This window comes from Phormidesmis sp. 146-20, assembly GCF_052939475.1.
The window spans coordinates 386,732-413,242 of record NZ_JBJPHT010000001.1; the positions used below are offsets into that span (position 1 = coordinate 386,732).

Below are 26,511 nucleotides of genomic sequence, written 5' to 3' on the forward strand. Positions count from 1 at the left end.
CAGGTTTTCAAGCAGCGACGCACAAATTCTAGAACTGCAAAAGCGCGTTTCAAGTAGACTCCCCAAAAAGAGATAGAAAATCACGACGACCACTCACAACCCGCAGAATCTCAATCCCGTCGTCCAAAATCCGGTAGAAGATGATGTAGCCTTCGAGAGACAAGCCTCGGAGGTCGGAGCGGACTGCTTGATAGCTTTTTCCACTGTTGGGAAAGGCAACGAGTTGTTGACACTTACGGTTAAAGGCACTAAAAAAGCGATCGCCTGCCTCGATGCTATTTTCAGCAAAGTACTCAGCAATTTCGTTGAGATCTTGGCTGGCAAGAATGTTGATAACGTAGCGACTCATACTTATGCTTGCTTCGCTTGCTGGAACCGCTCCAAAATCTGGTTTACAAACGTCTCACCATCAACTGGAGGTGTATGAGTTGATGCCTCTATAGCTGCGTCAATCTTTGTTCTGACTTCCTCGACCCATTCCGCATCGGCGCGATCGTATTCATCTAGCAGTCGCAAAGCTATCTCAACCACTTCTTCGACAGAGCGATACTTTCCAGACTGGAGTTTGGTTTGAATCAGACGTTCCTGATCGGGAGTAAGACTAATGCTCATTGATGTCCGCTATACAAATTACTTGCTATTTTAGACTGAGGAAGCTAACTTTTCCTTCTCCCATTGCTCAAGCTCTCAGGTTGCCCATTGGCGTGTATCGAGATCGGCAGCATTAGCGGCGCAATCTTGCAATAGCTCAAAAGTGTGTGGGTGTTTAGGGTGATTGATTAGAAAGCTATTTAGGATACGCCATCGCGACTCTTGCGCTTGTGGAAAGAAACGTTGTTGTAGCCATACCAGAATGTTTGGACTGTCACTATAGTGTTCGACGATCTCTTCTACGACTTCTTCCTGAACAGAACACTCACATTCAAGGATGAACTGCTGCACCCATGCTAGAGTTTCCAAGTCATAGCCATAGTGCCGAACGATCGCTACCAAAGCAGATGCTTGAACACTCCAATGTCTATCTTGTTGAGCATAATCGGTTAGCAACGATAGAGTTGTTGGCTCATCTACATAATATTTAGCAATCGCAAATACCGCATCTGATGCTCCACGCTCGACCAGTGTTTGTAGCAATACCAAGGCTTGTGGATTGTCCCTAAAGGAGTGCCAGATCTCATCAAATACAAAAGGTGAAAGTACTTCATCAGCAGACGGGTAAACATCATGGACTAACCATGTCAAAGTTTGCACATCGTCATGGAAATAATGAGTCACTGTCCGTATCAACGGAAGACCATCAGACCAGTCTGGATATCTAATCGCCTTGAATTGTTCTTTTAGCCATGAGAGAGTATTTGGCTCATTTTGAAAGCACTTAGCAATTCGATCGCAAATTGCATATGAGGTGTTCATCAGACTAAACGAAAAATCACTCTGCTTATTAGTAGCAAACTCAGCCACCAAACGCACACGAGAACTGTCTTCATAGAATTCCTTTAACTCTGACAGCAATTGAGAACTAATTAATTCAATTACTTCTGGTTGTTCTACTTCCCCAAAGCAGTCAGCCGCAATCAAAAGCTTTTTGAGAGCATGATTTGCACAATACCGCTCATAATCTTCGTATAATTCAAGACAACCAAAATCTCCACCATGATGCTCAAGTTCCTGCTCCATCAGAGACTCAATCAACTTGCCTGCTGACTCTGCATCAATTATTCCGCAAATTAGCAGTAGCACTTCACGCCAAGCTTTATTTTGCCAATGCCTCCCAAATACTTCATCCCGTAACTGCTCAAAGGTCAGCCGCTCTTTTGCTTCTAAAGCAGCAAAATACTCCTCAAATGTTGGGTGGAGAAAGGCGTAGATAGATTCTCTTGGATTGCTTACATCGACTCCCACTTTATTTAGCCAACCTAATTTTAATGCCAGGCAGAATAAAGAGGCTTCGTCTTCTGGTTCTCCCATGAACTGAGATATGAATTCGTGGCGCAAACAAAATCGGTTAGCTTCTTTCTCGATCGCTTCTAGAGCCAGTTCACTCAGTTTGGCATTCAGTTGCTTACGCTGTTGAAACGTTGTCGGAATCTCCGTTTTCTTCCATTCATAAAAGCCTTTTGTAAACTGCTCGTATAGGGCTACTCTTGTTTCTGGAAGTTTGCCCTCTCTGATGTGCCAATCCAAACATAGCAGTGTGAGCAGTAGCGGATTTTTCACCAAATCTTGAATTCGTTCTCGCCCTCGTTCTCGTAGCGCTACACATAACCGCTGTCCTCGTGTTGCCTCTTCCTGAGCAAACCAGTTTTCGATAAATTGTTCTACCTGAGTTGGGTATGAAAAATCTAATGTGCGGTAGGCATCAAAGATTTCCACACCATGAGCATGAGTGTCCCAAAGGTTTTGCCGACAAGTCAAAATAATCCGGGCTTGACCAATCCAGCCTGTGATCTGACTTGCGATCGCCTCCAAAGGAGAAGCATGAGTTCTAGCAGACATTTCATCTGCACCATCCAATAGCAACCAGGTTTGAGAGTCTTTAAACCACTCAACAAAAGCATTTTTCTGCTCTGGAGAAACATTGGCAACTTTCAAACTATCCTTGAGCCATGTCTCCAAAAGGTATTCTTCTAAAGTCTTCCCTCCCAGTGCAGAGAGCGAAACCCAAATAACAGCCTGCTTCAGTTCTTGAGTGATCCATTGGGCTATCTGCTGTAATCGGGTTGTCTTACCTGCACCTGGCTGTCCGACGATCGCAATCCGCCGACCCTGGCTCTTTGGGCTTTGCTTTTGTCGAAGCACTTGATCTAAAAACTGCTGATGCTCAAAGGTTTGGGTGATTTTTGCTTCCCGGTATAGCGTTGATCCTTCTTCTGGCGCAACATCACCTTGTCGTTTTGGAGGCTTACGCTCTTCCAAACCCAAAGGCACATATACCGAGTCTAAGTGATGGTTTATCCCCTGGCTTCTTGTCAAAAAATTAGTCGTTAATTTTTGCTGCTCTTCCAGTCGTATCTGGCTAATCTGATACCAATCGATTGGAACATCTGGTTTTGACGAATCCTCTTTTGTTGACTTTTCAATTGCTGACCTTGCAGTCTGCTCAGACTGTTTCTTCCACTTAATCAACAAGTCAACAGGATACCTCACTTCATCACTGTCAATCAATTTGGCGCAGTTTTGACAAAGCCACATTCCGTTGTCTATAGATTTTCTTGCTTCTGATAAGATTGTAGGATTGTACCTTTTTCCACCTGAAGCGGCGGCTGTAATGTGTGCTGCAACACCAATATTGACGAATTTTGACGGGTCTTCGTGTGGGCCGCTGGTTAACTTACGACAGCCAGGATTGGAACACCGATAGCCTACCCGCTTTGCAAGAGTCTCTTTGATTGATGTAGCAAAATCATCTCGCATAGCAATCAACTTGAAACTTAGCTAAGTAACCTTATGATGCGCTACTTTTCCCCGATACTGACCAGTAAACCGAAATACTCATAAACCAATAATTTAAGTCATACAACAAGAAATTAGCTCTACCTATCTCCTGGCAGCCTGCAATTAGTTCCTATTTTTGATTTGGGGAATGACGATCGTAAACTCTGTGCCTTCTCCAAGTGTGGATTGACAGCGCAATTGTCCCTGATGTTTTTCGACGACAATTTGATAGCTGATTGATAGCCCCAGTCCAGTACCTTTGCCGACAGGCTTTGTTGTAAAAAACGGATCAAATAGCCGACTCATGACTTCTTCAGGCATTCCAGAACCATTGTCGATAATGTGAATGATGGTATTCTCTCTCGTGTGCTGAGTCACAATGCGAATGGTTGGTTTAGCAATCTCATACTGATCGAATTTTGAGCGCTCAAACCTTTCTTCTAATGCATCGATCGCGTTGCTCAAAATGTTCATAAACACTTGATTTAGCTGTCCGGCGTAGCATTCCACAGGCGGTAGATTGCCATAGTCTTTGATCACCTGAATCCCTGGAAAATCAGATTTTGGCTTGAGACGATGTTGCAAAATCATCAAGGTGCTGTCGAGACTTTCGTGGAGGTCGATCGCTTTGATGTCTGCCTCGTCGAGTCGAGAAAACGTCCTCAGTGACAAGACAATTTCACGAATTCGTTCGGCTCCGATCTTCATCGAATTCAGGGTTTTGGGCAGATCAGACATTAAGAAGTCTAAGTCGATCGCTTCGATTTCGGACTGGAGTGCGGGGTTTGGATGGGGATAATATCGCTGATAACTTTCTAACAAAGCGATGAGATCTTGAGCATATTCAGATGTGTGAGCAATGTTGCCATAGATGAAGTTCACTGGATTATTGATCTCATGGGCCACGCCCGCAACGAGTTGTCCCAGACTGGACATTTTTTCACTTTGAATGAGTTGAGACTGAGTTATTCGCAGTTGACGCAAAGTGGATTCTAAGTCTTGCGTTTGTTGCCGCAGTTGAGACTCAGACGATCGCAGCGCCAATTCTGCGTGTTTGTAGTCACTGATGTCGCGGGCAATGGTCGATAAAAATTCGATGTCGCCCTGCTCGCTGCGATGGGCCATCATCACCTGAGACACGGGAATTTTGCGTCCATCTCGCGAGAGCAATAGTGTTTCACCTGACCAGATGCCCAGTTGTAAAGCGGTGTTTAGGGCCTCTTGTTGAAATTGGTCGAGCGCAGAGGGGGCGATCATGGTGCCGATCGCAAATCCCTGATCCATTTCAGCTTGAGACAGATTTAACAATTGCCGTCCGGCTTGATTGATGTAGGAGGTGTTGCCCCGCCCATCGGCGATGACGACTAAATCGGTGGTTGCTTCTAAGATGGCGACTAATCGAGACTGTTCTTTTGCGGTTTGTTTACGTTCGGCTTCGATCTGTTTGCGATCGCTGATATCTAATAACAACCCATCCCAAACCACTGCGCCGTCGGGTTGCCGTTCGGGTCGAGAGCTTCCTTGAATCCATTTGACCTGCCCAGAAGCGGTAAACGTTCGGCCTTCCCAATGCCAAGTTTCCAGGGTTTTGGCGGAGTGCATAACCGATTCAAAAAAGTTGTGACGATCGTCTGGGTGCAGCAAGTCGATCAGCCGTTCAGCGCTTTGCTCGATTTCTTCAGGCTCGATGCCATATAGATCCCGACAACCCAACGACGCATAGGGGAAAGCGGATGATCCGTCCGGCTCTAATCGAAATTGATAAATCATGCCAGGAACGTTGGCCGTCAGTTTCTGAAATCGGATTTCACTTTGAGCCAGGGCAGCTTCTGCGTCTCGACGATCGCGAATCTCTTGTTCTAGCTGGGCGATCGTGGCTTCTAGTTCTTGAGTGCGCTGGGCGACTTTGGCTTCGAGGTCTGTCTGAAAGCGCTGGTTTTCCTGGTCGAGGGTGATGCGATCGGTAATGTCTTCGATTGTTACCAAAATACCAATTACGTCGCCCTGATCGTTTTTGAGTGGAAGCTTGCTGGTATCTAACCAGGCTTGTTTGCCGTCTGCTTGCTGCTGTGGCTCAATAATATGAAGTTGGGGAATACCGGACTCTATGACGCGGCGATCGCACTCCCGAAACGATTCCGCCTCTTCGAGTTTCCAGGGCATGTCATAGTCTGTTTTGCCGATGATCTGCTCTGGTGACGCTACTCCAGCGACTTTGGCTCCGTTGTGGTTACAGCCCAAATAGACAGAGTTGCGGTCTTTCCAAAAAATCAACTGGGGAAGGGTATCGAGTACTCGCTGAAAAAGCTGAGTTGCGATCGGGAGTTGAGCGCTGGGGTGCAAATTGGATTCAACGACAAAATCTGATTGCGGTTGCGTTGTTTCTGAGTGCATCTCCAAATCCCCAAAGCATCGAAAGAAGAAAGATAGTCTACTGTTCCCATAAACATTTTACTATGCTCACGATTTATACTCACTTTCACCAAACTCAGAGCCAAGTTGATGAACGAGGGGAGCGATCGTGCGCTACAAATGCGCTACAAAGGGGTAATGACTGAAATGAGACAACCGTCCTCACAAGTTATAAAGTAAGTTACAAGATGGTCAGTTTGAGTTTTTGCATCATTGTTAAAAATGAAGAGGCAGCGTTGCCAAAATGTCTGGCCAGCGTTCGCGATGTCGTTGACGAAATGGTTGTATTAGATACAGGATCGACGGATGAGACGCAGGCGATCGCTCGCCAATGGGGTGCCGCTGTTTATAGCTTTGAGTGGTGCGACGATTTCTCAGCCGCCCGTAATGAATCTCTCAAATACGTTCACGGCGATTGGGTGCTGGTGTTGGATGCCGATGAGGTGTTGGTGCCTGAGATTGTGCCTGATTTGAAGCAAGCGATCCAAAACGAACAGCGACTTTTGGTTAATCTAGTGCGACAAGAAATCGGCGCAGCCCAATCGCCTTACTCGCTGGTGTCTCGGTTGTTTCGTCGTCATCCTGACCTTTACTTTAGTCGTCCGTATCATGCAATGGTGGATGACAGTGTAAATGAGTTGTTGCAGCGCGAATCGCAGTGGCAAATTGGTTATTTACCAAAGGTTGCTATTTTGCATGATGGATATCAACCGGATGTGATTGCGGCGAGAGATAAGTTTGCGAAGGCACGATCGATTATGGAAGGCTTTCTCAAAACACATCCTAGCGATCCGTATGTATGCAGCAAATTGGGGGCGCTTTATGTCGAGATGGGTGAAGTGCCCAAGGGCCTGAGCTTATTAGAACGCGGGCTGTATGCTGCTAATATTGATATTCCCATTTTATATGAACTGCATTATCACTTAGGCAGTGTTCATAGTGAGTTAGGTAATGCAATTCAAGCCGAGCGCCACTATCAAACCGCAGCAGAGCAACCGATTTTACCTAAACTTAAATTAGGTGCTTTAAACAATTGGGGCAATTTGCTCAAAGAGAAAGGTAATTTAATTCAAGCAAAACAGTTATATGAACAGGTGTTAGAAATTGATCCAACATTAGCGATCGCGCACAACAATCTAGCGATAACTCTCAAATCAATGGGCCAGTTTGTCGAAGCGATCGCTCACTACCAGATCGCCATTCAACTCCAACCCCAATATGCTGAGGCTTATCAAAATCTCGGTGTCGCCCTACTCAAAATCGGTCAGGTTCCCGAAAGTTTGGCAGCCTTTCGATCGGCGATCGCCCTCCACCAACAGACAGGCTCCCCCGAAGGCGATCGATTACGTCAAGGTCTACAAGACATGGGATTTGTCGTGTGATTAGCTACCAAATTTTGGTCATTCGTAGCGTGAATTTTGGTAATTCTGGATCGCCGCTTACCGATTCTGGATCGTTCAAAACGTCTGGAGTGACGTTAGGACGGTAGACATGAACGGTACGATTTTGGCGATCGATCAACAGTCCCAACCTTGCCCCATTGTCGAGATATTCCTGCATCTTGTTTTGCAGCGTGGTTAATGAATCACTCGCGGAGCGAAGCTCAATCACAAAATCTGGACAAATTGGCGCAAAGGAGGCTTTTTGATCATCAGTGAGCGCATTCCAGCGATCGAGCCTGATCCACGAAGCATCGGGCGATCGGGTTGCCCCATTGGGAAGTGTAAAGCCTGCGCTGGAGTCAAAACCTTCGCCTGTTCCATCTTGTTCTGCCCAAATTGCTAACTGAGCAGAAACTCTAAAATTGCGATTTCCGGTATCCGAAAAAGTGGGCGGCATGATGATGACTTCTCCCTGGGCTGTCCGCTCGATTCGCAAATCAGGATTGACCTGACAAAATTCGTAAAACTTCTCGTGAGTGCTGGTGTTGAGCGAAGGGAGATGAACCGTCACAGGAACGCTCTGGATCAATAGCGTGGTCATGGGTGCCTTCTGGTTTGAGCAAGTTGCTTTTATTTTAGAGCGATCGGGCTTGTCTGCCTTGAGGAGTCGATCGATTGTGGAATTTGATTAACTTGAATTCGATGAAATTCTTTGCTTCGGTTGCCAATCCGAGCTGACTCTTGTCGAGCTGACTCTTGTATCTTTGGCTGTGTCACTAGGGCCAATGCAGGAACGATCGCAGGACGGTTGCCCTTGACTTCTACAAAAAGAATCGCGCCACTGGAAATTTTGGAGGAGCGATCGCTTCCTCAATTCCCGGACACTCTAATTCTCGATTCCCTTTGAATTCAGGACAAGCATTTTCACTTTTCGATTCGCTCAAGTTCTTCTCGGACAACTCTGCGTAAAGTGGTTTCTAAAGGTTCGTGGCTCTGCTGAATGTGTTGACGCAGTACCTTGTTGATCAAGCTTTGGTAGTTTCCGCCGCCTGCTGCATGAACTTGTTCTCGAAACCAGGTCAGGATGTCGTCGTCTAACCGAATGGTAATTTGAGTTTTTCCTGCTGCGGTTGGCTCTACTGCGCCTCGTTTGCCTTGACTAAAATCGTACTCTGCTTCCATGACTCATCCCTCACTGTATTGATTTCGTTCTGAACGGGTTGCCGATCGCGCAGAAATTAATCGAATTTCATCATCTCGCCAAGTGTAGACCACAACGAGAAAGCGACCCAGAGCATCCAGTCCGATCGTGATGTAGCGTTCTTCGTCATACCGTTGGTCTGTCAGGGTAATGGCGCAATCGTCGGAGAAGACGGAGACTGCATCGGCAAAATCAATTCCATGTTTGCTGAGATTATTCGCTGCTTTTTGGGTGTCCCATTGATACGCCATGCTTCTAATTGTATGCACATCTACAAAGACCGAAGATTAAAAACACATGAATTCGATTGAGTTTTTTCGCTTCGGCATTTAACGCTTCTGCCCCCCAACCCCCCAAATCTGGGGGACTTCCGGACAGGATTTCTTGCTCAAAGTCCCCCAAACTTGGGGGATTTAGGGGGCGAAGGATCTGTAGCACTCAAAGATCAATTTGGTATCAGTACAGGTTCCATCGGGGCAACTCTACGTCAAGGCGGTATCTTTTCTAACTCAAAAGAGATAAACCTCGCCCAAAGCGTCACGGCTTCTGTAGGGAACCCCACAATTTGAGCAAAAAACACAACAATTTGAGTTTTAACCAGCACTTCTTGAGAAAAAAGCTGCAATTCTTCAGTTTCAAACACGACGACTTCAGTTTCAAACGAGACAGCTTGAGTTTCAACCAGCACTTCTTGAGAAAAAAGCTGTAATTCTTCAGTTTGAAACACGACGACTTCGGTTCAGAACGCGATCGCCCGACTCAAAAACACGACAACTCCAGTTCAAAACAAAAACCTTTGAGCAAAAAGCTGGAAACGTCGGGACAAAAGCAGGAACGATCGTGATCGCGACACTTTTTCTAGCTCACGACAGATAAACTTCTCTGCATGATTCTCTGCAAACAACGATAGATAGATATGAAACAATGAATTGGTAAGTTGGTTTTCAATGAGTGGCAGAGTTTAGGTAATGCAATACGATCGCCTTTCGACCGGGGTTTCGGGATTGGATGAAGTGTTAGAGGGAGGACTGCTTCCTCGGCGAGCCTATTTAGTCAGAGGAGGGCCGGGCGCAGGTAAAACAACCCTGGGGCTAGAGTTTCTGTCGGCAGGGGCAGCCCAAAATGAGCCAACTCTCTTTATTTCTCTCAGTGAATCCGAAGCGCAGGTGCGATCGAACGCCAATCTTCTAGGCTTTGATCTCCAAGCTGTCGCCTTTCTCGATCTCAGCCCCAGTTCTAGCTTTTTTACAGAAGTCGAAACCTACGATATCTTCTCCTCTGCTGAGGTTGAGCGAGAACCCACCACCCAGAGAATCGTCGAACAGGTACAACAGCTTCAACCGGGGCGAGTTTTTATCGATGCGATGACTCAGTTTCGCTACTTATCAAGCGATGTGTTTCAGTTTCGCAAGCAGGTTCTCTCGTTTTTGCGGTTCCTCCTCGAACAGGGCGCAACGGTGCTATTTGCTTCAGAAAGTAGCCACACCAACCCAGACGACGACTTGCAGTTTATGAGCGATGGCGTAATTGAGTTGCAACATGACAGTGGCGATCACAGCGTCAGAGTCACCAAATTTCGGGGATCACACTTCAGATCAGGCCCTCACACCCTGCGACTTTGCAACACGGGGATGGCTGTTTTTCCGCGACTGCAACCCGATCACTACGAATGTGACTTTGTGCTGGAGACCATTTCATCGGGCGTGAGCGAACTGGATCAACTGCTACATGGCGGCATTGAGCGGGGCACCGTTACCGTATTAACCGGGCCAACCGGAGTCGGCAAAACCTCGTTAGGAGTGCAATTTATGAAAGCGGCAGCCAGCCGAGGAGAGCGATCGGTACTCTATACCTTTGAGGAGCAGGTCAACACGCTGCTACATCGGGCCGAGTCGATCAATACGCCTGTGCAAGCAATGATCCAGCAAAGAATGCTATCGGTCGTCTCGATTGAGCCACTGCACTTTAGTCCCGATGAGTTTGCTAACCTGGTGCGCCAAGAAGTCGAACAACAACAGGTGCGGGTGGTGATGATTGACAGCGTTGCAGGCTACAAACTCTCTGTGCGAGGAGCCAATTTAGTGATGCATCTTCATGCCTTGTGTAAATATCTGCAAAATATGGGCGTGACGGTGATTTTAGTCAATGAAACTGAATACATCACCGGAGATTTTCGGGTTACAGAAATTGGCATTAGTTATTTAGCGGACAACATTATGTTTCTGCGATACCTGGAAATGGGCGGCGAGATGCGAAAAGCGATCGGCGTTCTCAAAAAGCGACTGTCTAATTTTGAACGGACGCTACGAGAATTGAAAATCACCTCAAAAGGGATCAAAGTTGGGCAACCCCTGACGCAACTGCGCGGCATCTTGAGCGGCATTCCAGAATGGATCGATGAGCGGGATGCCTAAAGACCCCCTACAGATTTTGGTACTCGATCGCAACCGTCACAATCTCACATTGTTGACTCAATTGTTGGAGCGGCAAGGCTATCAGGTGTCGCCCGCTCTCTGTCTAGAGGACGTTGCTCTAATCTTGGAGCCAGTGCCTAAAATTGATCTGGCATTAATTGATATTTCTGGATTTGATGCCACCATCTGGTCAGTCTGCCAACAGCTTCGCCAACAGGAGATTCCTTTTCTTGTGATTTCGCCGAGACATCATGCCGCTATTCAGCAAGCCAGTATTGCTCACGGTGCCAATGGACTGTTAAGCAAGCCGATCGCCATGCGGGAGTTTTTGCAGTTAATTCGGGAGTTGCTTAAATGAACCGAATCCTGGTGCTATTAGAACACCGCGAAAATCGTCGGCTCATGTCAGAGTGGCTCAGTCCACGCTATCAAGTCATCGTTCCTGATTGGGACATCGATAGTGTGAAGCAATCACTCGCGTCTAAATCGTTTGATCTGTGCATCATCTGTGGCAGAACGTTGGATCAGTTGGGGCAAGGGGTGCAGGCTCGACGCGATGCCGAACAGCCCATTTTACTGCCGTTCTTGTTGGCGACCAGCCGCCCAGATGTGGGATACGCCACACGGCACCTCTGGCAAAGTGTGGATGAACTGATCATTCAACCGATCGAGAAAATTGAACTACAGGCGCGCGTCGAAATTTTGCTGCGATCGCGTCAGCTTTCTCTACGGCTTCAGGCTTGCGAATCAGAGACAACTCAGCAAATTGCAGCAAGGCAGCAGGCCGAAGTAGGGCGCGATCAGGCGATTTCTGCCCAGCATTACAGCGACGCACAGTTTCGTCAAATGGCCGAAATCATTCCCAGTGTGTTTTGGCTATTTGATCTAAAAGCCCAGCGACCGGTTTATATCAGTCCCGCTTACGAGACCATTTGGGGACGCGATCGGGATGCCCTCTACAGCAATTTCAGCACTTGGTTTGAGTCCATTCACCCTGGCGATCGTGAACGAATGCGATCGGCAAATGAGCGCTGTCTAGCCAATGGTCAGAGCGATGAAGAGTATCGAATTATTCGACCCGATGGCTCGGTGCGTTGGATTCGCGATCGCGGATTTATCCTTCTGGATGCAGATGGACAGCCTTCTCGATCGGCGGGTGTCGCCGAAGATATTACCGATCGGGTCTCCATCGAAGCCCAACGCCGTCAGACCGAAGCCGAATTGCTCACGAGTGAAGCTCGATTTCGCCGCATTTTTGAGTGCAACATGGTGCCGATGGGGGTCTGGACGCGATCGGGCAACGTCGCCGCCGCCAATGACGCACTTCTTGACTTAATTGGATGCACTCAAGCCGACCTAGAAGCAGGTCTGATCAACTGGCAAGCTTTAACCGTCCCCGAACACGCCTATCTCGATCAGATCGCTCTTGAAGAGATTGCGGCAAAGGGCATCTGTACTCCTTTTGAAAAAACCTACATTCACAGAAGCGGTCGGCAGGTTCCCATCTTGATTGGCGCTGCTTCTTTTGTGGATGATCCCGGTAGTGGCGTGTTTTTTGCGATCGATCTCACCAGTACCAAAGCCGCCGAACTTGAACTCAACCGCGTTTTAAAACTGGAGCAAACCGCCCGCACCGAAGCCGAACGCGCCAATCGCATCAAAGACGAATTTCTCGCCGTCCTGTCTCACGAACTTCGCACGCCGATGAATCCGATTCTCGGCTGGGCTAATCTGCTGCGACAGGGCAAACTGGATGCCACCAAAGCAACTCAAGCGATCGCGACGATCGAACGAAATGCCAAACTACAAGTACAACTGATTGACGATCTGCTCGATATCTCTCGGATTCTGCGCGGCAAGCTGACGTTGAAACCGCTTCCGGTCACGCTGTCGGCGGTGATTGAGGGGGCGATCGAGACGGTGCGATTAGCGATCGAAGCCAAAGCCGTTCAGCTTCAGGTAAATCTTGATCCCATTGGGTCAGTGTTAGGCGACGGGGCGCGACTTCAACAAGTGGTCTGGAATCTGTTGACCAATGCAGTCAAATTTACGCCTACAGGCGGGAGAATCACCGTCAACTTAACGCAGATTGACAACCAGGTTCAGATCCAAGTCAGCGATACGGGCAAAGGCATTCACCCTGATTTTTTGCCACATGTCTTTGAGCATTTTCGGCAGGAAGATGGCGCGACGACTCGTAAATTTGGTGGTCTGGGACTGGGACTGGCGATCGTCCGTCAAATTGTCGAACTACACGGCGGCACCGTCAGCGTCAGCAGTCCCGGCGAAGGACAAGGAGCAACCTTTACCGTCAGCCTTCCACTTGCCTCTCAATTAGAAGCTGTGCCATCGCCACGATCGCTCCCCTCGACAGTCGATCTGAGTGGGGTTGAGATTTTGCTGGTAGATGACGATGACGATTCGCGAGAGTTTGTCGCCTTTGCCCTGGAGCAAGCGGGTGCGATCGTGCGGGCGGTCGCTTCTGGGGCTGAGGCTCTACAGATTTTTACCCAATCTCCGCCCAACCTGCTGATCAGCGATATTGGAATGCCCGAAATGGACGGCTATATGTTGATGCGCCAGATTCGATCGCTCCCCGTTCAGCAAGGAAAAAATGTGCCTGCGATCGCGCTCACCGCCTACGCTGGAGAAGCCGACGAACAAAGAGCATACGCCGTCGGTTTTCAAAAACATTTACCAAAGCCGATCGATCCAGTTGCCAGTATCGCCCTTATTTCTGAACTTCTTCATGCTCACGACAAACGACAAAGTGCCTTTCTAAAGCAGCGTTAGTTCGATGCAGTTTTTTGGCTTAGGATTGCTCTAAGCTTTTGCCCTTTAAGCTGCCCATTCTGGGGACTTTAAGACAAAATTTCTGGTTCAAAGTTCTTTACTACAGAAATTTAACGTGAATTCGATGAGGTTTTTTTGCTTCGTTCTTCAGCGCTTCTGCCCCCCAACCCCCCAAAATTGGGGGACTTTCAGACAAGATCTTGGGTTCAAAGTCCCTCACTCGTGGGGGATTTAGGGGGCTGCCTGGATTCACAACCGCAGCGAAAGATTTCATCGAATCCACGTAAATTTAGAGGCGTTCCTGGCTGTGTAATCGCCGCGAAAAAACTTCACTAAATCGAGTTAAAACACTCAATGGAACACGCCTACTGGTACGATGGCAATCTGATCAAAGGCAAGACACTGGAACTAGCGATCGACGACCCCGCCCTCCTTTACGGTGCGACCCTCTTCACCACCTTGCGCGTCTACCAGACTCTCGACCATCCCCTCACGAACTGGTCAGGACACCTAAACCGCCTCCAAATCAGCCAGCAAGCCTTTCACTGGTTGCCCCCTGATTGGCACCGCCTGCGCCAGGGAGCCGATCGTCTCAGCCAAACCTTTCCCATTCTCAGAATCGTCCTCTTCCCCGACGGTCGCGAATGGATCACCGGAAGATTTCTCCCCGCCGATCTCACCCACCGCCAACAAAACGGCATCACCGCCTGGCTCCCCGAACCCTCCTCCCTCCTCCCTCCTCCCTCCCTCACCCGCTCCCTCCCCTCCCACAAAACCGGAAACTACCTCGCCCCCTGGCTCGCCCTCCAAACCGCACAGCGCTACAACGCCCAGGAAGCCATCCTCACCGACAATGCCGGAAACTGGCTCGAAACCAGCACAGGAAACCTTTGGGGCTACTGCGATCGTCACTGGTGGACACCTCCCCTGGAGTCAGGAATCTTGCCCGGATTATTGAGAACCCAACTCATTACAAAAATCAGGTGCCAAAATGAAGAAGTCACCGAACAACCGTGGAACCCCGAATTGGTAAAACAGTTTGAAGCGATCGCCTACACCAATTGCGTCATGGAAATCATTCCCATTCACACAATTTTGCGGAGTCCTTCACCCCAAACCTATCCCCCATCGCATCCCGGTTTTCGGACGTTGCGAGAGCTTTTTAGACCTTAAACCCTGACTCGAAGACCAAAGACTCAAAATGCTGCTTTGCTGAATGTCCAAAGTCGAGCGTCTAAAGTCCAAAGTCGAGCGCCAGAGTCCAAAGCCTCTCTCTTGATCTCTCGCTGAATTCTCATACTAGGTTAATATTAATTAACATAAGTAACATTTGAGAATCGCCTCATCCCCACCCGTTAGGAGGACAACCCCCGGTGAATAAACGCTGGAGAAACGCAGGACTGTACGCACTCCTGGCAATTGTAGTCATTGCGCTGGCAACCACCTTTTTTGACGATCGCCCACAGACTCGTGAAACGTGGCGCTATAGTCAGTTCATTCAAGAAGTGCAGAGCAATAAAGTTGAGAAAGTGAGCCTGAGCGCCGATCGCACGAGAGCGCTGGTGCAGGTTCAAGATGGTAATCGGGTTCAGGTCAACTTGCCACCCGACCCTGAGCTAATCAATATTCTGATCAAAAACAACGTTGATATTTCAATTTTGCCTCAGCAAGATGAAAGCTTCTGGTTGCGGGCGCTGAGTAGTCTGTTCTTCCCGGTGTTGCTGCTGGTGGGTCTGTTCTTTTTGCTGCGTCGCGCTCAAAACGGCCCCGGCAGTCAAGCGATGAACTTTGGTAAATCAAAAGCCAGAGTGCAGATGGAGCCTCAGACTCAAGTCACCTTCGGCGATGTCGCAGGTATTGACCAGGCAAAACTAGAACTCAACGAAGTCGTAGACTTTTTGAAGAATGCCGATCGATTCACTGCGATCGGAGCCAAAATCCCTAAAGGTGTCCTACTGGTTGGGCCGCCTGGAACGGGTAAAACCCTTCTCGCGAGAGCCGTTGCTGGAGAAGCGGGTGTGCCTTTCTTCTCGATCTCTGGCTCTGAGTTTGTTGAAATGTTTGTAGGTGTGGGGGCTTCCCGCGTTCGCGATCTGTTTGAACAAGCCAAAGCCAATGCGCCTTGTATCGTCTTTATCGATGAAATTGATGCCGTCGGTCGGCAACGGGGTGCAGGTCTGGGTGGCGGCAACGATGAACGCGAACAAACCCTTAACCAACTGCTGACCGAAATGGACGGCTTTGAGGGCAACACGGGCATCATCATCATCGCTGCGACCAACCGTCCTGATGTATTGGATGCTGCGCTGCTGCGTCCCGGCCGATTTGACCGTCAAGTGGTGGTCGATCGTCCCGATTACGCAGGCCGTTTGGAAATTCTCAACGTTCACTCTCGCGGCAAAACGCTCTCAAAAGACGTTGACCTTGAGAAGATTGCGCGTCGGACTCCTGGATTTACTGGCGCAGACCTGTCTAACCTGCTCAACGAATCCGCCATTCTCGCTGCCCGCCGCAACCTGACCGAAATCTCAATGGACGAAGTGAACGACGCAATCGATCGCGTCCTCGCGGGCCCTGAGAAAAAAGATCGCGTCATGAGCGAAAAGCGCAAAGAATTGGTGGCTTATCATGAAGCAGGTCATGCGCTCATTGGTGCTTTGATGCCTGACTATGACCCGGTGCAAAAGATCAGCATCATTCCTCGGGGTCGTGCAGGTGGTTTGACCTGGTTTACTCCCAGCGAAGATCGCATGGATTCGGGTCTGTATTCTCGCTCTTATCTGCAAAACCAGATGGCTGTCGCCCTGGGTGGTCGGATTGCCGAAGAAATCATCTACGGTGACGATGAAGTGACGACGGGTGCAGCCAGTGACCTTCAACAAGTGGCGCGAGTTGCCAAACAGATGGTGACGAGATTTGGGATGAGCGATCGTCTCGGCCCGGTTGCGCTGGGTCGTCAGCAAGGCAATATGTTCTTGGGTCGTGACATTGCGGCTGAGAGAGACTTTTCTGACAAGACGGCATCAGCGATCGATGAAGAGGTCAACAGCCTGGTTGATCAAGCCTACCGTCGCGGTAAGCAAACGCTGTTAGAAAATAAGCACGTTCTGGATCAGTTGGCAGCGTTGCTGATTGAAAAAGAAACCGTCGATTCTGAAGAACTGCAAGAACTGTTGGCTAACAACGATGTGAAAATGGCTTCGATCGCCTAACCAACCGTTCCTAAAATCATCTAAAGGGCAATCTTGGAGCAATCCGAGGTTGCTTTTTTTGAAGCTATAGTTTGAAGTACGATCGTCCCATCTCCACCGCAAACTACTCATGGTCAGCACTCGCGACGTAACAACCTCTCAAGCCGCCGAATCAGAAAGGCGAATCGTACTTCACAACGTCAGTTGGCAGGCTTATGAGAAATTTTTGGACGCGATGGAAGAGAGCCATTCTACCCGACTCACTTACTACAAAGGCATTCTAGAAATCGTGGCTCCGTTAGAATCTCATGAAAATGCTGGCAGCCTGGTTGGTCAATTTATCGAAATTTTGACAGAAGAACTGGGTCTGACGCTCAAAAGCATGGGTTCTACAACGCTCAAGCGACCAGAAATCAAAATCGGCGGGGAGCCGGATAAGTGTTACTACATTGCCAACGAACCTTTGGTCAGAGGGCGGACTGTTAACCTGGCGATCGATCCCCCGCCCGATTTAATTATCGAAGTGGATATCACGCACACTGACATTAACAAAAATGCGCTTTATGCAGAAATGGGCGTTGGCGAATTCTGGCGGTACAACGGTAAAACACTCACAATCTATCAATTGCAGAACGGCACCTATCAGGAAGTGTCTACGAGTCCTACGTTTGCGTGGGTAGAGAAAGAGCGGCTGTATCAGTTTCTCAAAGACTGCACTCAAGTAGGAGAAACTCAGGCAAAAAGAATGTTTCGCGCCTGGATTCGGGAATGGTTGTCGAAATGACTGTATGAATGAACCAACCTGATAATTTTTAATCCCAATGTTCGCTAAATTTGGAATTGGCTGTCTTTTGGCGTTGGTCTTGCAGAATGGGCATCCTACCGTCGCTTCAAGTTATCCCCAAAAGGCTGCTTCCCCCAAATTAACGCCGCATCGGATCAGTCTCGCAAACGGCAAAACGTTTAGCCTCAACTTGCCCGAAAAGTATCAGATTCGGGTGGCTGCCCAGGGATTAAAGCGGATTCGATTTATGGCGAAAAGTCCGGACGATCGCCTCTTTGTCACTGATATGTATGATCTGACGGACAACCAGAAAGGCAAGGTTTATGTCCTCGATCGCTTCGATTCTAAAACAGGTAAATTTGGTAAAATCACGCCTTATTTGACGAATCTTAGAAATCCTAATAGCGTTGCGTTTCATGTAGATTCCAATGGTAATCAGTGGTTGTATCTGGCGTTAACCGATCGCTTAGTTCGTTATCGCTACAGCAATGGTGAAACTGCTCCCAAAAGTGCCCCTCAAGTGTTGGCCAAGTTTCCTGACTATGGGTTGAGCTATAAGTACGGCGGCTGGCATTTGACGCGAACCGTTGCCATTCACAACGATAAAGTGTACATCGCTTTGGGAAGTAGCTGCAACGCCTGTGAAGAAAAAGAATCGGTCAGAGCCTCAATTCTAGAAATGGATCTTGATGGTAAGAATCAAAAAACCTACGCGAATGGTTTGCGAAATGCTGTAGGGATCAAATGGGTGAATGACCAGCTATACGCGACAAATATGGGAGCCGATCACTTAGGAGATAACAAACCAGAAGAGACATTTTATAGAATCAGGAACGGTCAAAACTATGGATTTCCCTATTGCTATCAATATCAATCTCGCATCTATGCGGATAATCAGTTTAAGCGATCGACTAAAAAAGTAAATTGCAGTACGGTTCCTTTAGCAAATGCTACATTTCCGGCTCACAGCGCTCCTTTGGGATTGGAGTATTTTGATTCAGCGAACTCTGACGAGTTAAAAGATTCCTTTTTAGTGGCGCTTCACGGGGGATCAAAGCTCAAATTGCAGCGAGGCTATCAAGTCTCACGATTGAAGGCTGACAATTCATCAGAAGTGTTTATTAGCGGCTTTTTGCAAAACGGCACGATCTACGGAAGACCTGTCGATATTTTGCGAGTGGACAAGGATGCATTTCTACTAACCGATGACTACTCAGGGGTGATTTATTACATCTCAAAAAAGTAGCCTACTGTTAACGGTGTGGTCTGCTATCATCGAGACAAAAATTCTAACTACCATGCTGCACTTTATCTTGACCTGGCTGGCGACGGCTGTTTCTCTAATCATCACGTCCTACATTGTGCCTGGGTTTCGGATTGATAGCCTTGCGGCGGCTCTAATCGGGGCTGCGATCTTAGGATTTGTGAATGCGATCGTGCGTCCCCTTCTCATCCTATTCACCTTACCGTTGACGATCGTGACACTGGGGCTGTTTTTATTTGTGATTAATGCTATCACGTTCTGGTTGGTGGCAGCGTTGACCCCTGGATTCTATATTGCTGGATTTTTCTCTGCTCTGTTGGGCGCAATTGTATTAACGATCGTATCTACCGTCGTGTACTGGTTCTTTGGCAGACTTGAACCCTCTTAGAGTAGCTGCTATGAATTCTCAAAGTCCCCAAACATTGCCTAACAACGCGATCGCGCCGCTCAACTCTCCCCAAAAGGACGAAGGATGGATGATCTCAGGGTACCCATCTGACTTGAGCGTGGCCTTGACTTGGTTTCTTCTTTTTATAAACTTCTTCATTCTTCCCTGGACAGTGTTTCCCATTACAGTTTGTTTTAAGAGCGTTCGTTATTTTGTTGCTCAAAACTCTTTTTATTCTTCGCGTCTCTATTATCTTAGTTATCTCTGGAGTGTTTTACTTATTGTTGGTAAGCGTTGCAATGGATATAGTTGGCGTGGTCATTCAGATTTAACAGAAAGCAGTATTCGACCACCGAACAGGCCGATTATACTAAGTATCCCTTGTGATTGGGACAGCGTTGCACCCTGAATTATGGTCGAGAACTTGCAGCCAAGCAGCCGATCGCGAACTCAGGAAAGTTAACGATCGGTTTGGTCGGTGCAGAAGTCGTAACCTATCAACAGGGAAGGAATACCGTGTATGAACGCCAGAGTTTGCATCAGGGAACGATTCATAGCCAGCCCATTTTCACGGGATCAAGCCATGTAATCGAAAGAGACAGTCACTTCTCAACTCCGACCCGTGGGATTCGTTCATTTGAGGCAGAGCATAACCGGATTCGCTGGCAGCGAGGCTAAGGAAGAGTTTGGTAGAAAAAACCGTGGTGGTTCTCTCGAACCGTTGAGTATGTGTTGTAGGTAGAGCCTTAAAAGAACGATATGTTAAATCTTAGGCTGCAACAGATGGGGGTGGGCTGGGGAATGGTTGTCGGGAATGTTTTTCCATGCGTTGCGGAAGTGGTTTTACAGAGCATTTTTGATTACATTGTTATCTGAGCCACTTTGCTACAACGCTAATTACACTTAGATCAACAGATGATGCAACGCCTTCTAACTAGCTTCTTGATTACAATTGTAACTGCTAACCTTTTGTCACTGAATGCTGAAGCTATGCCCAACTATGCTCTAACAGTCACCGTAGATGGATTGAGAAATCAGAAGGGAATTGTTTGTCTGAGCCTGTTTGCTAAAGATCAGGGGTTTCCCAATGGAGTCGATCGTGCCCTTGATTCTCGCTGTGTGAGTGCCAAAACTGCTGCGCCAACGGTGACGTTTAACAACTTGAATGCAGGCAATTATGCGGTTGCAGTCATTCATGATGTCAACGAAGACGGTAAACTGAACACTGGACTTTTCGGAATTCCTAAAGAAGGATTTGGCTTTTCTCGTAATCCCAAAATTCTCACCAGTGCGCCCAGCTTTAAAGAAACAGCGATCGCCCTTGTCAATCAAAAGACGAACATCAAGGTTCAGTTGAGATACTTTCTGTAATTAGAACTGTAATTAAAACTGTAGCTAAAATGCAAATCCTGACCTATCAACCTCAGTACCAAATGCAGGTGGTTAAGTTGATTTTGCAGATTCAACGCGAAGAATTTGGATTGCCAATTACCCTCGAAGATCAACCTGATTTACTCGATATTCCAACGGTTTATCAACAGGGAAATGGAAACTTTTGGATTGCTGTCGAGAATGATCAGGTGATTGGCACGACCCCTTGCGGGTAACTCGAAGAGATCGCCGCTATTGACATCCAAAATTACCAGCTTGCTCTCCGTAAAATGTTTGTTGCATCGGCTTACCGAATGGCCGATCGGGAACCCTTCCAGGTCAGGATTGGTCAACAGCTATTGAACACTTTATACAATTGGGCAACACGGAGCATCACAGACATCTACTTAGGAACTGTTGCAGCCTTTAAAGCAGCGCATCGATCTTATCAAAAGAATGGGTTTCGGAGCGTCGATCGCGCTGATCTTCCTCTCTCATTTCCCGTCATGTCAGGTGACACGCACTTTTACCGAAGGATGCTCAAACAAAGTTAAAACCAGCACACCCGATCGGATACAGTACGATTGGATAAAATAATTCACGCATGATGCACACAAAGGAGAAACGGTTGTTAGCGAGAGACTGGTCAGGAACAACGGCGATCGCTCAACGCATTCTGCTTGAACTGTGGCGGCGAAAAGTTAGTCTAATTTGTTGGGTGGTCTTTCCCGCGTCGATTTTGATCATCAACGGCATGATTTTGTCCGAACAGGCGCGTCTCTCGGTCGCAGAAGCGTTTGCGCGATCGGTGGCTCCCTGTTTAGTCGGAACGGCTTTGTTTTTTAGCTGTCTGGGCGGCAGTATTGCAACGATCGTCGCAGAGCGAGAACAGCGTACCCTCAAGCGTTTGTTGACTTCTCCTTTGCGAGGCACGTCCTACTTTTTAGGTATCTTTTTAGCCTATGGCTCGATCGGTGTCGGTCAAACGATTTTAGTCTACAGCATTGCTACTTTTGCTAACGCCTCATTCAAAGGATCGTTGGGGTTAGGATTGCTGATTACATTCCTCAGCATGATCGCTTATGTGGGTGCAGGCTTTTGTATCGGGGCAAAATTAGCGCGTCGCACTGAAGATGTGAATGCATTAATCGCAGCGTTGGGCGTACCGTTGTTGTTGTTGAGTGGGGCATTTATTCCGATCGAGTTCTTTCCCAAAGCTCTGCGAGACATTGCTCAATACAATCCCATTTATCACATGATTGAAGCGCTCTCTGCTGCGTCCATTCAGGGAAAAGACTTTGCTGAAATTGCGCCTCACTTTTGGTTTTTGGTAGGATTTTCTGGGCTAATGCTGGGTGGCGGGTGGCTCTCATATCGTCAAATGCTCGAAACTGAAAGGAGACGATAATTGCTGAAAATTGAAAATCTTTGCAAATCCTATGGGCCACGATCGGTTCTCAAAAACCTGAATCTCAGCATTGCTCCTGGCGAAATTTATGGACTACTCGGAGCCAACGGAGCTGGAAAAACCACCACAATCAACATTCTCTGTCACCTGCTGCGTTCGGATAGCGGCCGCGTCACCATTCACCATCAGCCCATTTCAGACGCGACCAAATCTCTCATCGGACTGGTTCCCCAAGAAAATCTCCTCTACCGCAGTCTCACCTGTGCCGAAAATCTCAACTTCTTTGCGCGGCTCTATGGACTGCCAAAAAAACAGAGGCGAGAACGAGTGCAGGCTTGTCTAGAAGCGGTTGGGTTAGGCGATCGCTCCCATAGCTACGCAGAAACCTTGAGCGGGGGAATGCAGCGACGATTGAGTTTGGCGATCGCCCTGGTGCATCATCCCAAGTTACTGATTCTCGACGAACCGACGACTGGATTAGACATCGAATCTCGCATCGAAATCTGGCGGCTGATTCGCAATCTGCAAAGTCAAGGCATGACAATTTTACTGACAACTCATTTGCTCGACGAAGCAGAACGACTGTGCGATCGCTTAGGCATTCTCAAACAGGGCTGTCTCTTGGCTGAAGGCAGCTTATCTCAACTGCGTCAATGTATTGCGGCTCAAGAAATTGTGATCGTGCGAACTTCTGATGAGGAGGGAGCGATCGCGCGTGCCCAATCTCTCGGTTTTCCTTACCGCCGCTATGGAGACGACTTAGCTTTTTGGCTCCCTGAAATGTTGGAGTTAAAAGACATTATCAGCCGATTTGATGGGGTTCCGTTGGAGTCGATCGCCCGTCAGCCCGTCCGCCTCGAACATATCTACAACGAAATTCTGAATAGTGAAATTGAATCATAGTAGAGAACCTTGAGTTTTTATAAATAACCTCACTACACCCAGTTCAAACATTTATCGCACTGTACCACTTCTGATACAGTGTTGTTCTACTTTGCTTAAATACTCTTATTCCAGTATTCTAGACTAGTCAAAATTACATCTTCTAACCATTGCTTGAAGCGTTGTGTCAAATTCTCTTCTTCATCTGCGTAAGAGAATTGGAATGGTGAATCTGTTAAGGACTGAATGTCACTAATAATATTGCTAATATTGCGTTCACCTTCTTCAGACTCATCTCTATCTCTATGGTAGGCACATGCAGTACATGCAAGTATTCCCCGATAGTCATGATCAAAAGCATGGAATGAAATAAGGAGCGTTGTTGATGTTTCTACATTGATAACTAACTGAATCCAAGTGTGGTAGTTCCGAAGATTAGCAAAGTATCCTAACCCTAGTTGATTGAACTGTTTGACCGTCTCCACAACCTGGTAACGATGGTAGTATGAGCGAGGATCGCCAGCACCAGCAGAAATCGTGAAAACTTGTGCATCGCTTACAAAATTCTGGACAGATAACTTAATCTCATCAGCAACGTCTTGTAAGCGACTAGAAGCTATATCAAATAAACTTGAAGCAAAGCCCTCAGCCTTCTTGCAACGTTCTTGAATAGACGCTGACTGATTTTGCTTTAATTTATCCGCGATTGAAGCAATGATGACCTGAGTTCGTCGTTCCTCTGATAGAACTTGCTCCGACAAAACAAGACTTCTCAGAAAAGCTTGCTTCTGACTCTTGGCAAAGAGATTAGTTAAATTAGATAAATTGCCCTGGTCTGCCTCTTCCAAAGCTTCAATGTAGACTGCTCGATCATCACGAGTGAGAACCAACGGAAACCAACTTGCTTGAATGAAGACTAGACTCGCCAAACAACGAGCAACGCGACCATTTCCGTCTTGAAAAGGATGGATCTGCGTAAACCGATGATGTAGCCAAGCTGATTCAATTTCAGGAGGAACTTTTTGGTCACGATGTTTGTGGTGCAGTGTAATTAATCTATCCATCTCAGAGGCAACTTGTTCAGGAGGGCAGTACTCATGAACAGTCCCGTCTGTCCGCAGCGGATTGTTAGGTTGACGCTTCCAGTCTCCTTTTATGAGCGCAACCCGAAATATTGTCCCTGTGAGCGGATCTAGAGCTTCTGTATTGTCCTGACTCTGAGTTAGAAGTTGATGTAACTGCTTAATATAAGAATTTGAGAGCGTTCTTTGTCCACCAACAAAATCGAATAATCCTTCAATGGCGGACTCTTGATCTCTAATCAGAGAGACCACCTGTTTGATGGGACGATCAGTCGCTCCATGAGGAATTAACGCCTCATTGATTCCCTGTTCAATTAGCTGACGAGTAATACCACGATCGATAGTGTACAGACGCTCAATGATTCCAGTTTCAATCGCAATCTCCCGGCGTAGCTTTTCGCTAAAAGATTTGAACTCACCCGATTTTCGCAAACGGTCTGCTTGTTCGTTCCAAACAGTTACCAGAGGCGGCAACTCAGAACTTGCGAGATTTTGCCAGTCTGAGGGTAAATCTTCTATTGGTTGCCATAGCATAAATTTTATTTATACGAGTAATTGGAAATGTGAATTCAATAGCATTTGCATTCAAAGGACATAGCAAAGTGTTTGCCATAGAATCCCTCTAAGTTTAGCGGAGAATGGCAGCTAGATGTTTCACCTTACGCTTACAAATAAAGGCTATATCCACTCAAACTTTCTGCGGGCAAAACTTTTCGACGCAGCGCACAAAAATTTCAACCCCCATTCCTAATGCAGTTTCATCAAAATCAAATCGCGGATGATGATGCGGAAAGTCTAATCCTTTGGCAGAATTGGCAGACCCCAAAAAGAAATAACAGCCCGGAACTTCCTGCAAGAAAAACGACATATCTTCACCGCCCATCGTTTGACAGTTTGGCACCACTCCTAGCGGCGATTCAATCACTGTTTCTGTAACAGATCGTACCAGATCCGCGATCGCGCCATCATTGATCACAGGCGGATAAAGCGATCGGTAATCTAATTCAAACTTGGCACCGTGACATTGACAAACCCCAGCAACAATTTGCTCAAGTCGCTGGCTAAAATAATTGGCGTAATTAGGATTAAAATAGCGCACTGTTCCACTCAATTGAGCTGTGTTAGCAATGACATTGCAGGCTGTCCCGGCATGAAATTCGCCAACGGTCACTACTGCCGACTCGATCGGGTCAATATTGCGAGAGACGATCGTTTGTAGTGCATTTACCACTTGAGAACCGACCACAATCGAGTCGATCGTCTGTTGCGGAATCGCGCCATGTCCGCCTTTGCCAAAAATCGTACAGCGAAACGTCTCAACCGCCGCCATCAGAGCGCCCGATCGCACCCCCACCGTTCCCAATGGAAGCTGATTCCACAAATGCAAACCGACGATCGCATCCACATCCGGATTCCTCAAAACCCCCGTCTCGATCATGGGCTTTGCCCCGCCCGGCCCTTCCTCCGCAGGCTGAAAGATGATCTTCACCGCCCCACAAAAATCGCGATGCTGAGACAAATAATAGGCGGTGCCTAGCGCGATCGTCACATGCCCATCATGACCGCAGGCGTGCATCTTGCCGTCGTGTTGAGACTTGTAGGGTACTTGATTCGCCTCCTGAATCGGCAAGGCATCCATATCTGCTCGAATTGCGAGAACAGGGCCAGGTTGATGGCCTGCGATCGTCGCCACGATTCCCGTTTGGGCCACCCCTGTCTGATGCTCAATGCCCCACTCAGTCAGCTTTTGAGCGATGAATTCTGCGGTGAGATGCTCACAAAAACCGAGTTCTGGTCGTTGATGTAGTCTGCGCCGCCAAACAACCAGTTGAGACTGGAGGGCCTGAATCTCAGAACGAATGCGAGAAACATCAACAACCGGATTCAGAAAAGTGGAAACCATAGTAGAAACAGTGAATGTTTTATAACAAATGAAAGGGTTGAGAGTCTTTGGCGATTTTAACGTGACAGCCTAAAAATGTCTCCAATCCTCGTCTTAGCTAAAGTCTACCTTGATCGAATTTAGAAGCGTTAACGTGAGTGGCTATCTTAACCGCTTGTGAGTTCATTCTTGGTATCAAATTGTTTTGAAGAACGGTCAGATTGCCGTAGCGTTACCGTTTCTTTCCCCAGAGTTTTACCGCATGTTTATAATGGCTAATCTCATCGTTGATGTGACTTTTATTCGTGTGCCCTCTACCGTGAGTCAAGCTATGGGAAAAGCAGGAAAGGCCCTCAAGCACGTCCTCTCAACCTACGGTCTAAGTCAAAATCGGCTGGCTGTGACAATGGGCATTAATCGATCGACCGTTCATCAATGGGTCAACGAAATTAGTGATCCACTCGCCGAAGCCGTGACCGAAATCATCAAAGCCCTCCGCCAGATTGACGAAACCGCTGCCGAAGATTTCATCAATCTGTATCTAGAGCGGGGGTCTCAAAATGCCGATCGAGAAGGAGTGGGATGAAAGCCAAAAGCCTGTTTTGCAGCCGTCAGTTTTTCT

Annotated in this window: 26 protein-coding genes; 16 read left to right on the top strand and 10 right to left on the bottom strand. The window is 47.6% G+C overall.

The genetic code is table 11. The features are described 5' to 3' along the window. Positions 1-49: 49 nt before the first annotated feature. The 4 genes from ACKFKH_RS01760 to ACKFKH_RS01775 form a co-directional block, all read right to left on the bottom strand. Positions 50-349, bottom strand: coding sequence for a type II toxin-antitoxin system RelE/ParE family toxin (locus tag ACKFKH_RS01760; protein WP_446856501.1), 300 nt, complete (start codon positions 347-349; stop codon positions 50-52). 2 nt (positions 350-351) lie between these two features. Further along, a complete protein-coding gene (locus ACKFKH_RS01765) occupies positions 352-612 on the bottom strand; it encodes a ribbon-helix-helix domain-containing protein (protein WP_446856502.1) in 261 nt (86 codons plus the stop codon). Between the two features lie 75 nt (positions 613-687). Beyond that, the gene (locus tag ACKFKH_RS01770; RefSeq protein WP_446856503.1) at positions 688-2,928 is read right to left on the bottom strand and encodes an NACHT domain-containing protein; all 2,241 of its coding nucleotides are present in this window, start codon (positions 2,926-2,928) and stop codon (positions 688-690) included. A 630-nt stretch (positions 2,929-3,558) separates the two neighbouring features. Further along, positions 3,559-5,829: a PAS domain S-box protein gene (locus tag ACKFKH_RS01775; RefSeq protein ID WP_446856504.1), complete on the bottom strand. Its 2,271-nt coding sequence runs from the start codon at positions 5,827-5,829 to the stop codon at positions 3,559-3,561. Positions 5,830-6,035: 206 nt separating this feature from the next. On the opposite strand from ACKFKH_RS01775, the gene ACKFKH_RS01780 reads away from it, so the two are divergent. Beyond that, on the top strand, positions 6,036-7,229 hold the full coding sequence (locus tag ACKFKH_RS01780; protein ID WP_446856505.1) for a glycosyltransferase: 1,194 nt from the start codon (positions 6,036-6,038) through the stop codon (positions 7,227-7,229). A gap of 4 nt (positions 7,230-7,233) precedes the next feature. Here ACKFKH_RS01780 and ACKFKH_RS01785 read toward each other — a convergent pair whose 3' ends face one another. The 4 genes from ACKFKH_RS01785 to ACKFKH_RS01800 form a co-directional block, all read right to left on the bottom strand. Then, a complete protein-coding gene (locus ACKFKH_RS01785) occupies positions 7,234-7,830 on the bottom strand; it encodes a Uma2 family endonuclease (RefSeq protein ID WP_446856506.1) in 597 nt (198 codons plus the stop codon). A 323-nt stretch (positions 7,831-8,153) separates the two neighbouring features. Further along, a complete protein-coding gene (locus ACKFKH_RS01790; protein WP_446856507.1) occupies positions 8,154-8,411 on the bottom strand; it encodes a BrnA antitoxin family protein in 258 nt (85 codons plus the stop codon). 3 nt (positions 8,412-8,414) lie between these two features. Then, positions 8,415-8,681, bottom strand: a complete 267-nt coding sequence (locus ACKFKH_RS01795; RefSeq protein ID WP_446856508.1) for a BrnT family toxin — start codon at positions 8,679-8,681, stop codon at positions 8,415-8,417. A gap of 236 nt (positions 8,682-8,917) precedes the next feature. Further along, positions 8,918-9,157 carry a hypothetical protein gene (locus ACKFKH_RS01800; RefSeq protein ID WP_446856509.1) on the bottom strand — a complete coding sequence of 80 codons (240 nt, stop codon included), beginning with the start codon at positions 9,155-9,157 and terminating at the stop codon, positions 8,918-8,920. A gap of 241 nt (positions 9,158-9,398) precedes the next feature. On the opposite strand from ACKFKH_RS01800, the gene ACKFKH_RS01805 reads away from it, so the two are divergent. From ACKFKH_RS01805 to ACKFKH_RS01870, 14 genes are all read left to right on the top strand, one after another. Continuing rightward, positions 9,399-10,844 (top strand): ATPase domain-containing protein, encoded by a 1,446-nt coding sequence (locus ACKFKH_RS01805; protein ID WP_446856510.1) that lies wholly within the window; start codon positions 9,399-9,401, stop codon positions 10,842-10,844. Then, positions 10,837-11,202 carry a response regulator gene (locus tag ACKFKH_RS01810; protein WP_446856511.1) on the top strand — a complete coding sequence of 122 codons (366 nt, stop codon included), beginning with the start codon at positions 10,837-10,839 and terminating at the stop codon, positions 11,200-11,202. Before ACKFKH_RS01805 ends, ACKFKH_RS01810 begins: the two co-directional genes overlap by 8 nt. Beyond that, on the top strand, positions 11,199-13,637 hold the full coding sequence (locus tag ACKFKH_RS01815) for an ATP-binding protein (protein ID WP_446856512.1): 2,439 nt from the start codon (positions 11,199-11,201) through the stop codon (positions 13,635-13,637). The genes ACKFKH_RS01810 and ACKFKH_RS01815 overlap by 4 nt, the downstream gene beginning before the upstream one ends. A 354-nt stretch (positions 13,638-13,991) precedes the next feature. Then, entirely contained in the window at positions 13,992-14,810 is an 819-nt protein-coding gene (locus tag ACKFKH_RS01820; RefSeq protein ID WP_446856513.1) for an aminotransferase class IV, read from the top strand. A 200-nt stretch (positions 14,811-15,010) separates the two neighbouring features. Next, positions 15,011-16,849 (top strand): ATP-dependent zinc metalloprotease FtsH3, encoded by a 1,839-nt coding sequence (gene ftsH3, locus ACKFKH_RS01825; protein ID WP_446856514.1) that lies wholly within the window; start codon positions 15,011-15,013, stop codon positions 16,847-16,849. A gap of 109 nt (positions 16,850-16,958) precedes the next feature. Beyond that, on the top strand, positions 16,959-17,612 hold the full coding sequence (locus tag ACKFKH_RS01830) for a Uma2 family endonuclease (RefSeq protein ID WP_446856515.1): 654 nt from the start codon (positions 16,959-16,961) through the stop codon (positions 17,610-17,612). Positions 17,613-17,649: 37 nt separating this feature from the next. Further along, positions 17,650-18,858: a PQQ-dependent sugar dehydrogenase gene (locus ACKFKH_RS01835; protein WP_446856516.1), complete on the top strand. Its 1,209-nt coding sequence runs from the start codon at positions 17,650-17,652 to the stop codon at positions 18,856-18,858. Positions 18,859-18,910: 52 nt separating this feature from the next. Beyond that, positions 18,911-19,264 (top strand): phage holin family protein, encoded by a 354-nt coding sequence (locus ACKFKH_RS01840; RefSeq protein ID WP_446856517.1) that lies wholly within the window; start codon positions 18,911-18,913, stop codon positions 19,262-19,264. A 387-nt stretch (positions 19,265-19,651) separates the two neighbouring features. Further along, complete coding sequence (locus tag ACKFKH_RS01845; RefSeq protein ID WP_446856518.1) at positions 19,652-19,942, top strand: hypothetical protein; 291 nt, start codon at positions 19,652-19,654, stop codon at positions 19,940-19,942. A 312-nt stretch (positions 19,943-20,254) separates the two neighbouring features. After that, a complete protein-coding gene (locus tag ACKFKH_RS01850; protein ID WP_446856519.1) occupies positions 20,255-20,635 on the top strand; it encodes a DUF2141 domain-containing protein in 381 nt (126 codons plus the stop codon). A 29-nt stretch (positions 20,636-20,664) separates the two neighbouring features. After that, positions 20,665-20,871 carry a hypothetical protein gene (locus ACKFKH_RS01855; protein ID WP_446856520.1) on the top strand — a complete coding sequence of 69 codons (207 nt, stop codon included), beginning with the start codon at positions 20,665-20,667 and terminating at the stop codon, positions 20,869-20,871. 54 nt (positions 20,872-20,925) lie between these two features. Beyond that, on the top strand, positions 20,926-21,189 hold the full coding sequence (locus ACKFKH_RS01860; protein WP_446856521.1) for a hypothetical protein: 264 nt from the start codon (positions 20,926-20,928) through the stop codon (positions 21,187-21,189). A gap of 50 nt (positions 21,190-21,239) precedes the next feature. Next, positions 21,240-22,043 (top strand): ABC transporter permease, encoded by an 804-nt coding sequence (locus ACKFKH_RS01865; protein WP_446856522.1) that lies wholly within the window; start codon positions 21,240-21,242, stop codon positions 22,041-22,043. Further along, positions 22,044-22,946 (top strand): ABC transporter ATP-binding protein, encoded by a 903-nt coding sequence (locus tag ACKFKH_RS01870; RefSeq protein ID WP_446856523.1) that lies wholly within the window; start codon positions 22,044-22,046, stop codon positions 22,944-22,946. A gap of 95 nt (positions 22,947-23,041) precedes the next feature. Here the strand turns inward: ACKFKH_RS01870 and ACKFKH_RS01875 are convergent, their stop codons facing one another. Both ACKFKH_RS01875 and ACKFKH_RS01880 read right to left on the bottom strand, forming a co-directional pair. Further along, positions 23,042-24,541 carry a Fic family protein gene (locus tag ACKFKH_RS01875; protein ID WP_446856524.1) on the bottom strand — a complete coding sequence of 500 codons (1,500 nt, stop codon included), beginning with the start codon at positions 24,539-24,541 and terminating at the stop codon, positions 23,042-23,044. A gap of 154 nt (positions 24,542-24,695) precedes the next feature. Beyond that, positions 24,696-25,910: a M20 metallopeptidase family protein gene (locus ACKFKH_RS01880; protein WP_446856525.1), complete on the bottom strand. Its 1,215-nt coding sequence runs from the start codon at positions 25,908-25,910 to the stop codon at positions 24,696-24,698. A 250-nt stretch (positions 25,911-26,160) separates the two neighbouring features. On the opposite strand from ACKFKH_RS01880, the gene ACKFKH_RS01885 reads away from it, so the two are divergent. Continuing rightward, positions 26,161-26,475, top strand: coding sequence for a helix-turn-helix domain-containing protein (locus tag ACKFKH_RS01885; protein WP_446856526.1), 315 nt, complete (start codon positions 26,161-26,163; stop codon positions 26,473-26,475). Positions 26,476-26,511 lie beyond the last annotated feature (36 nt).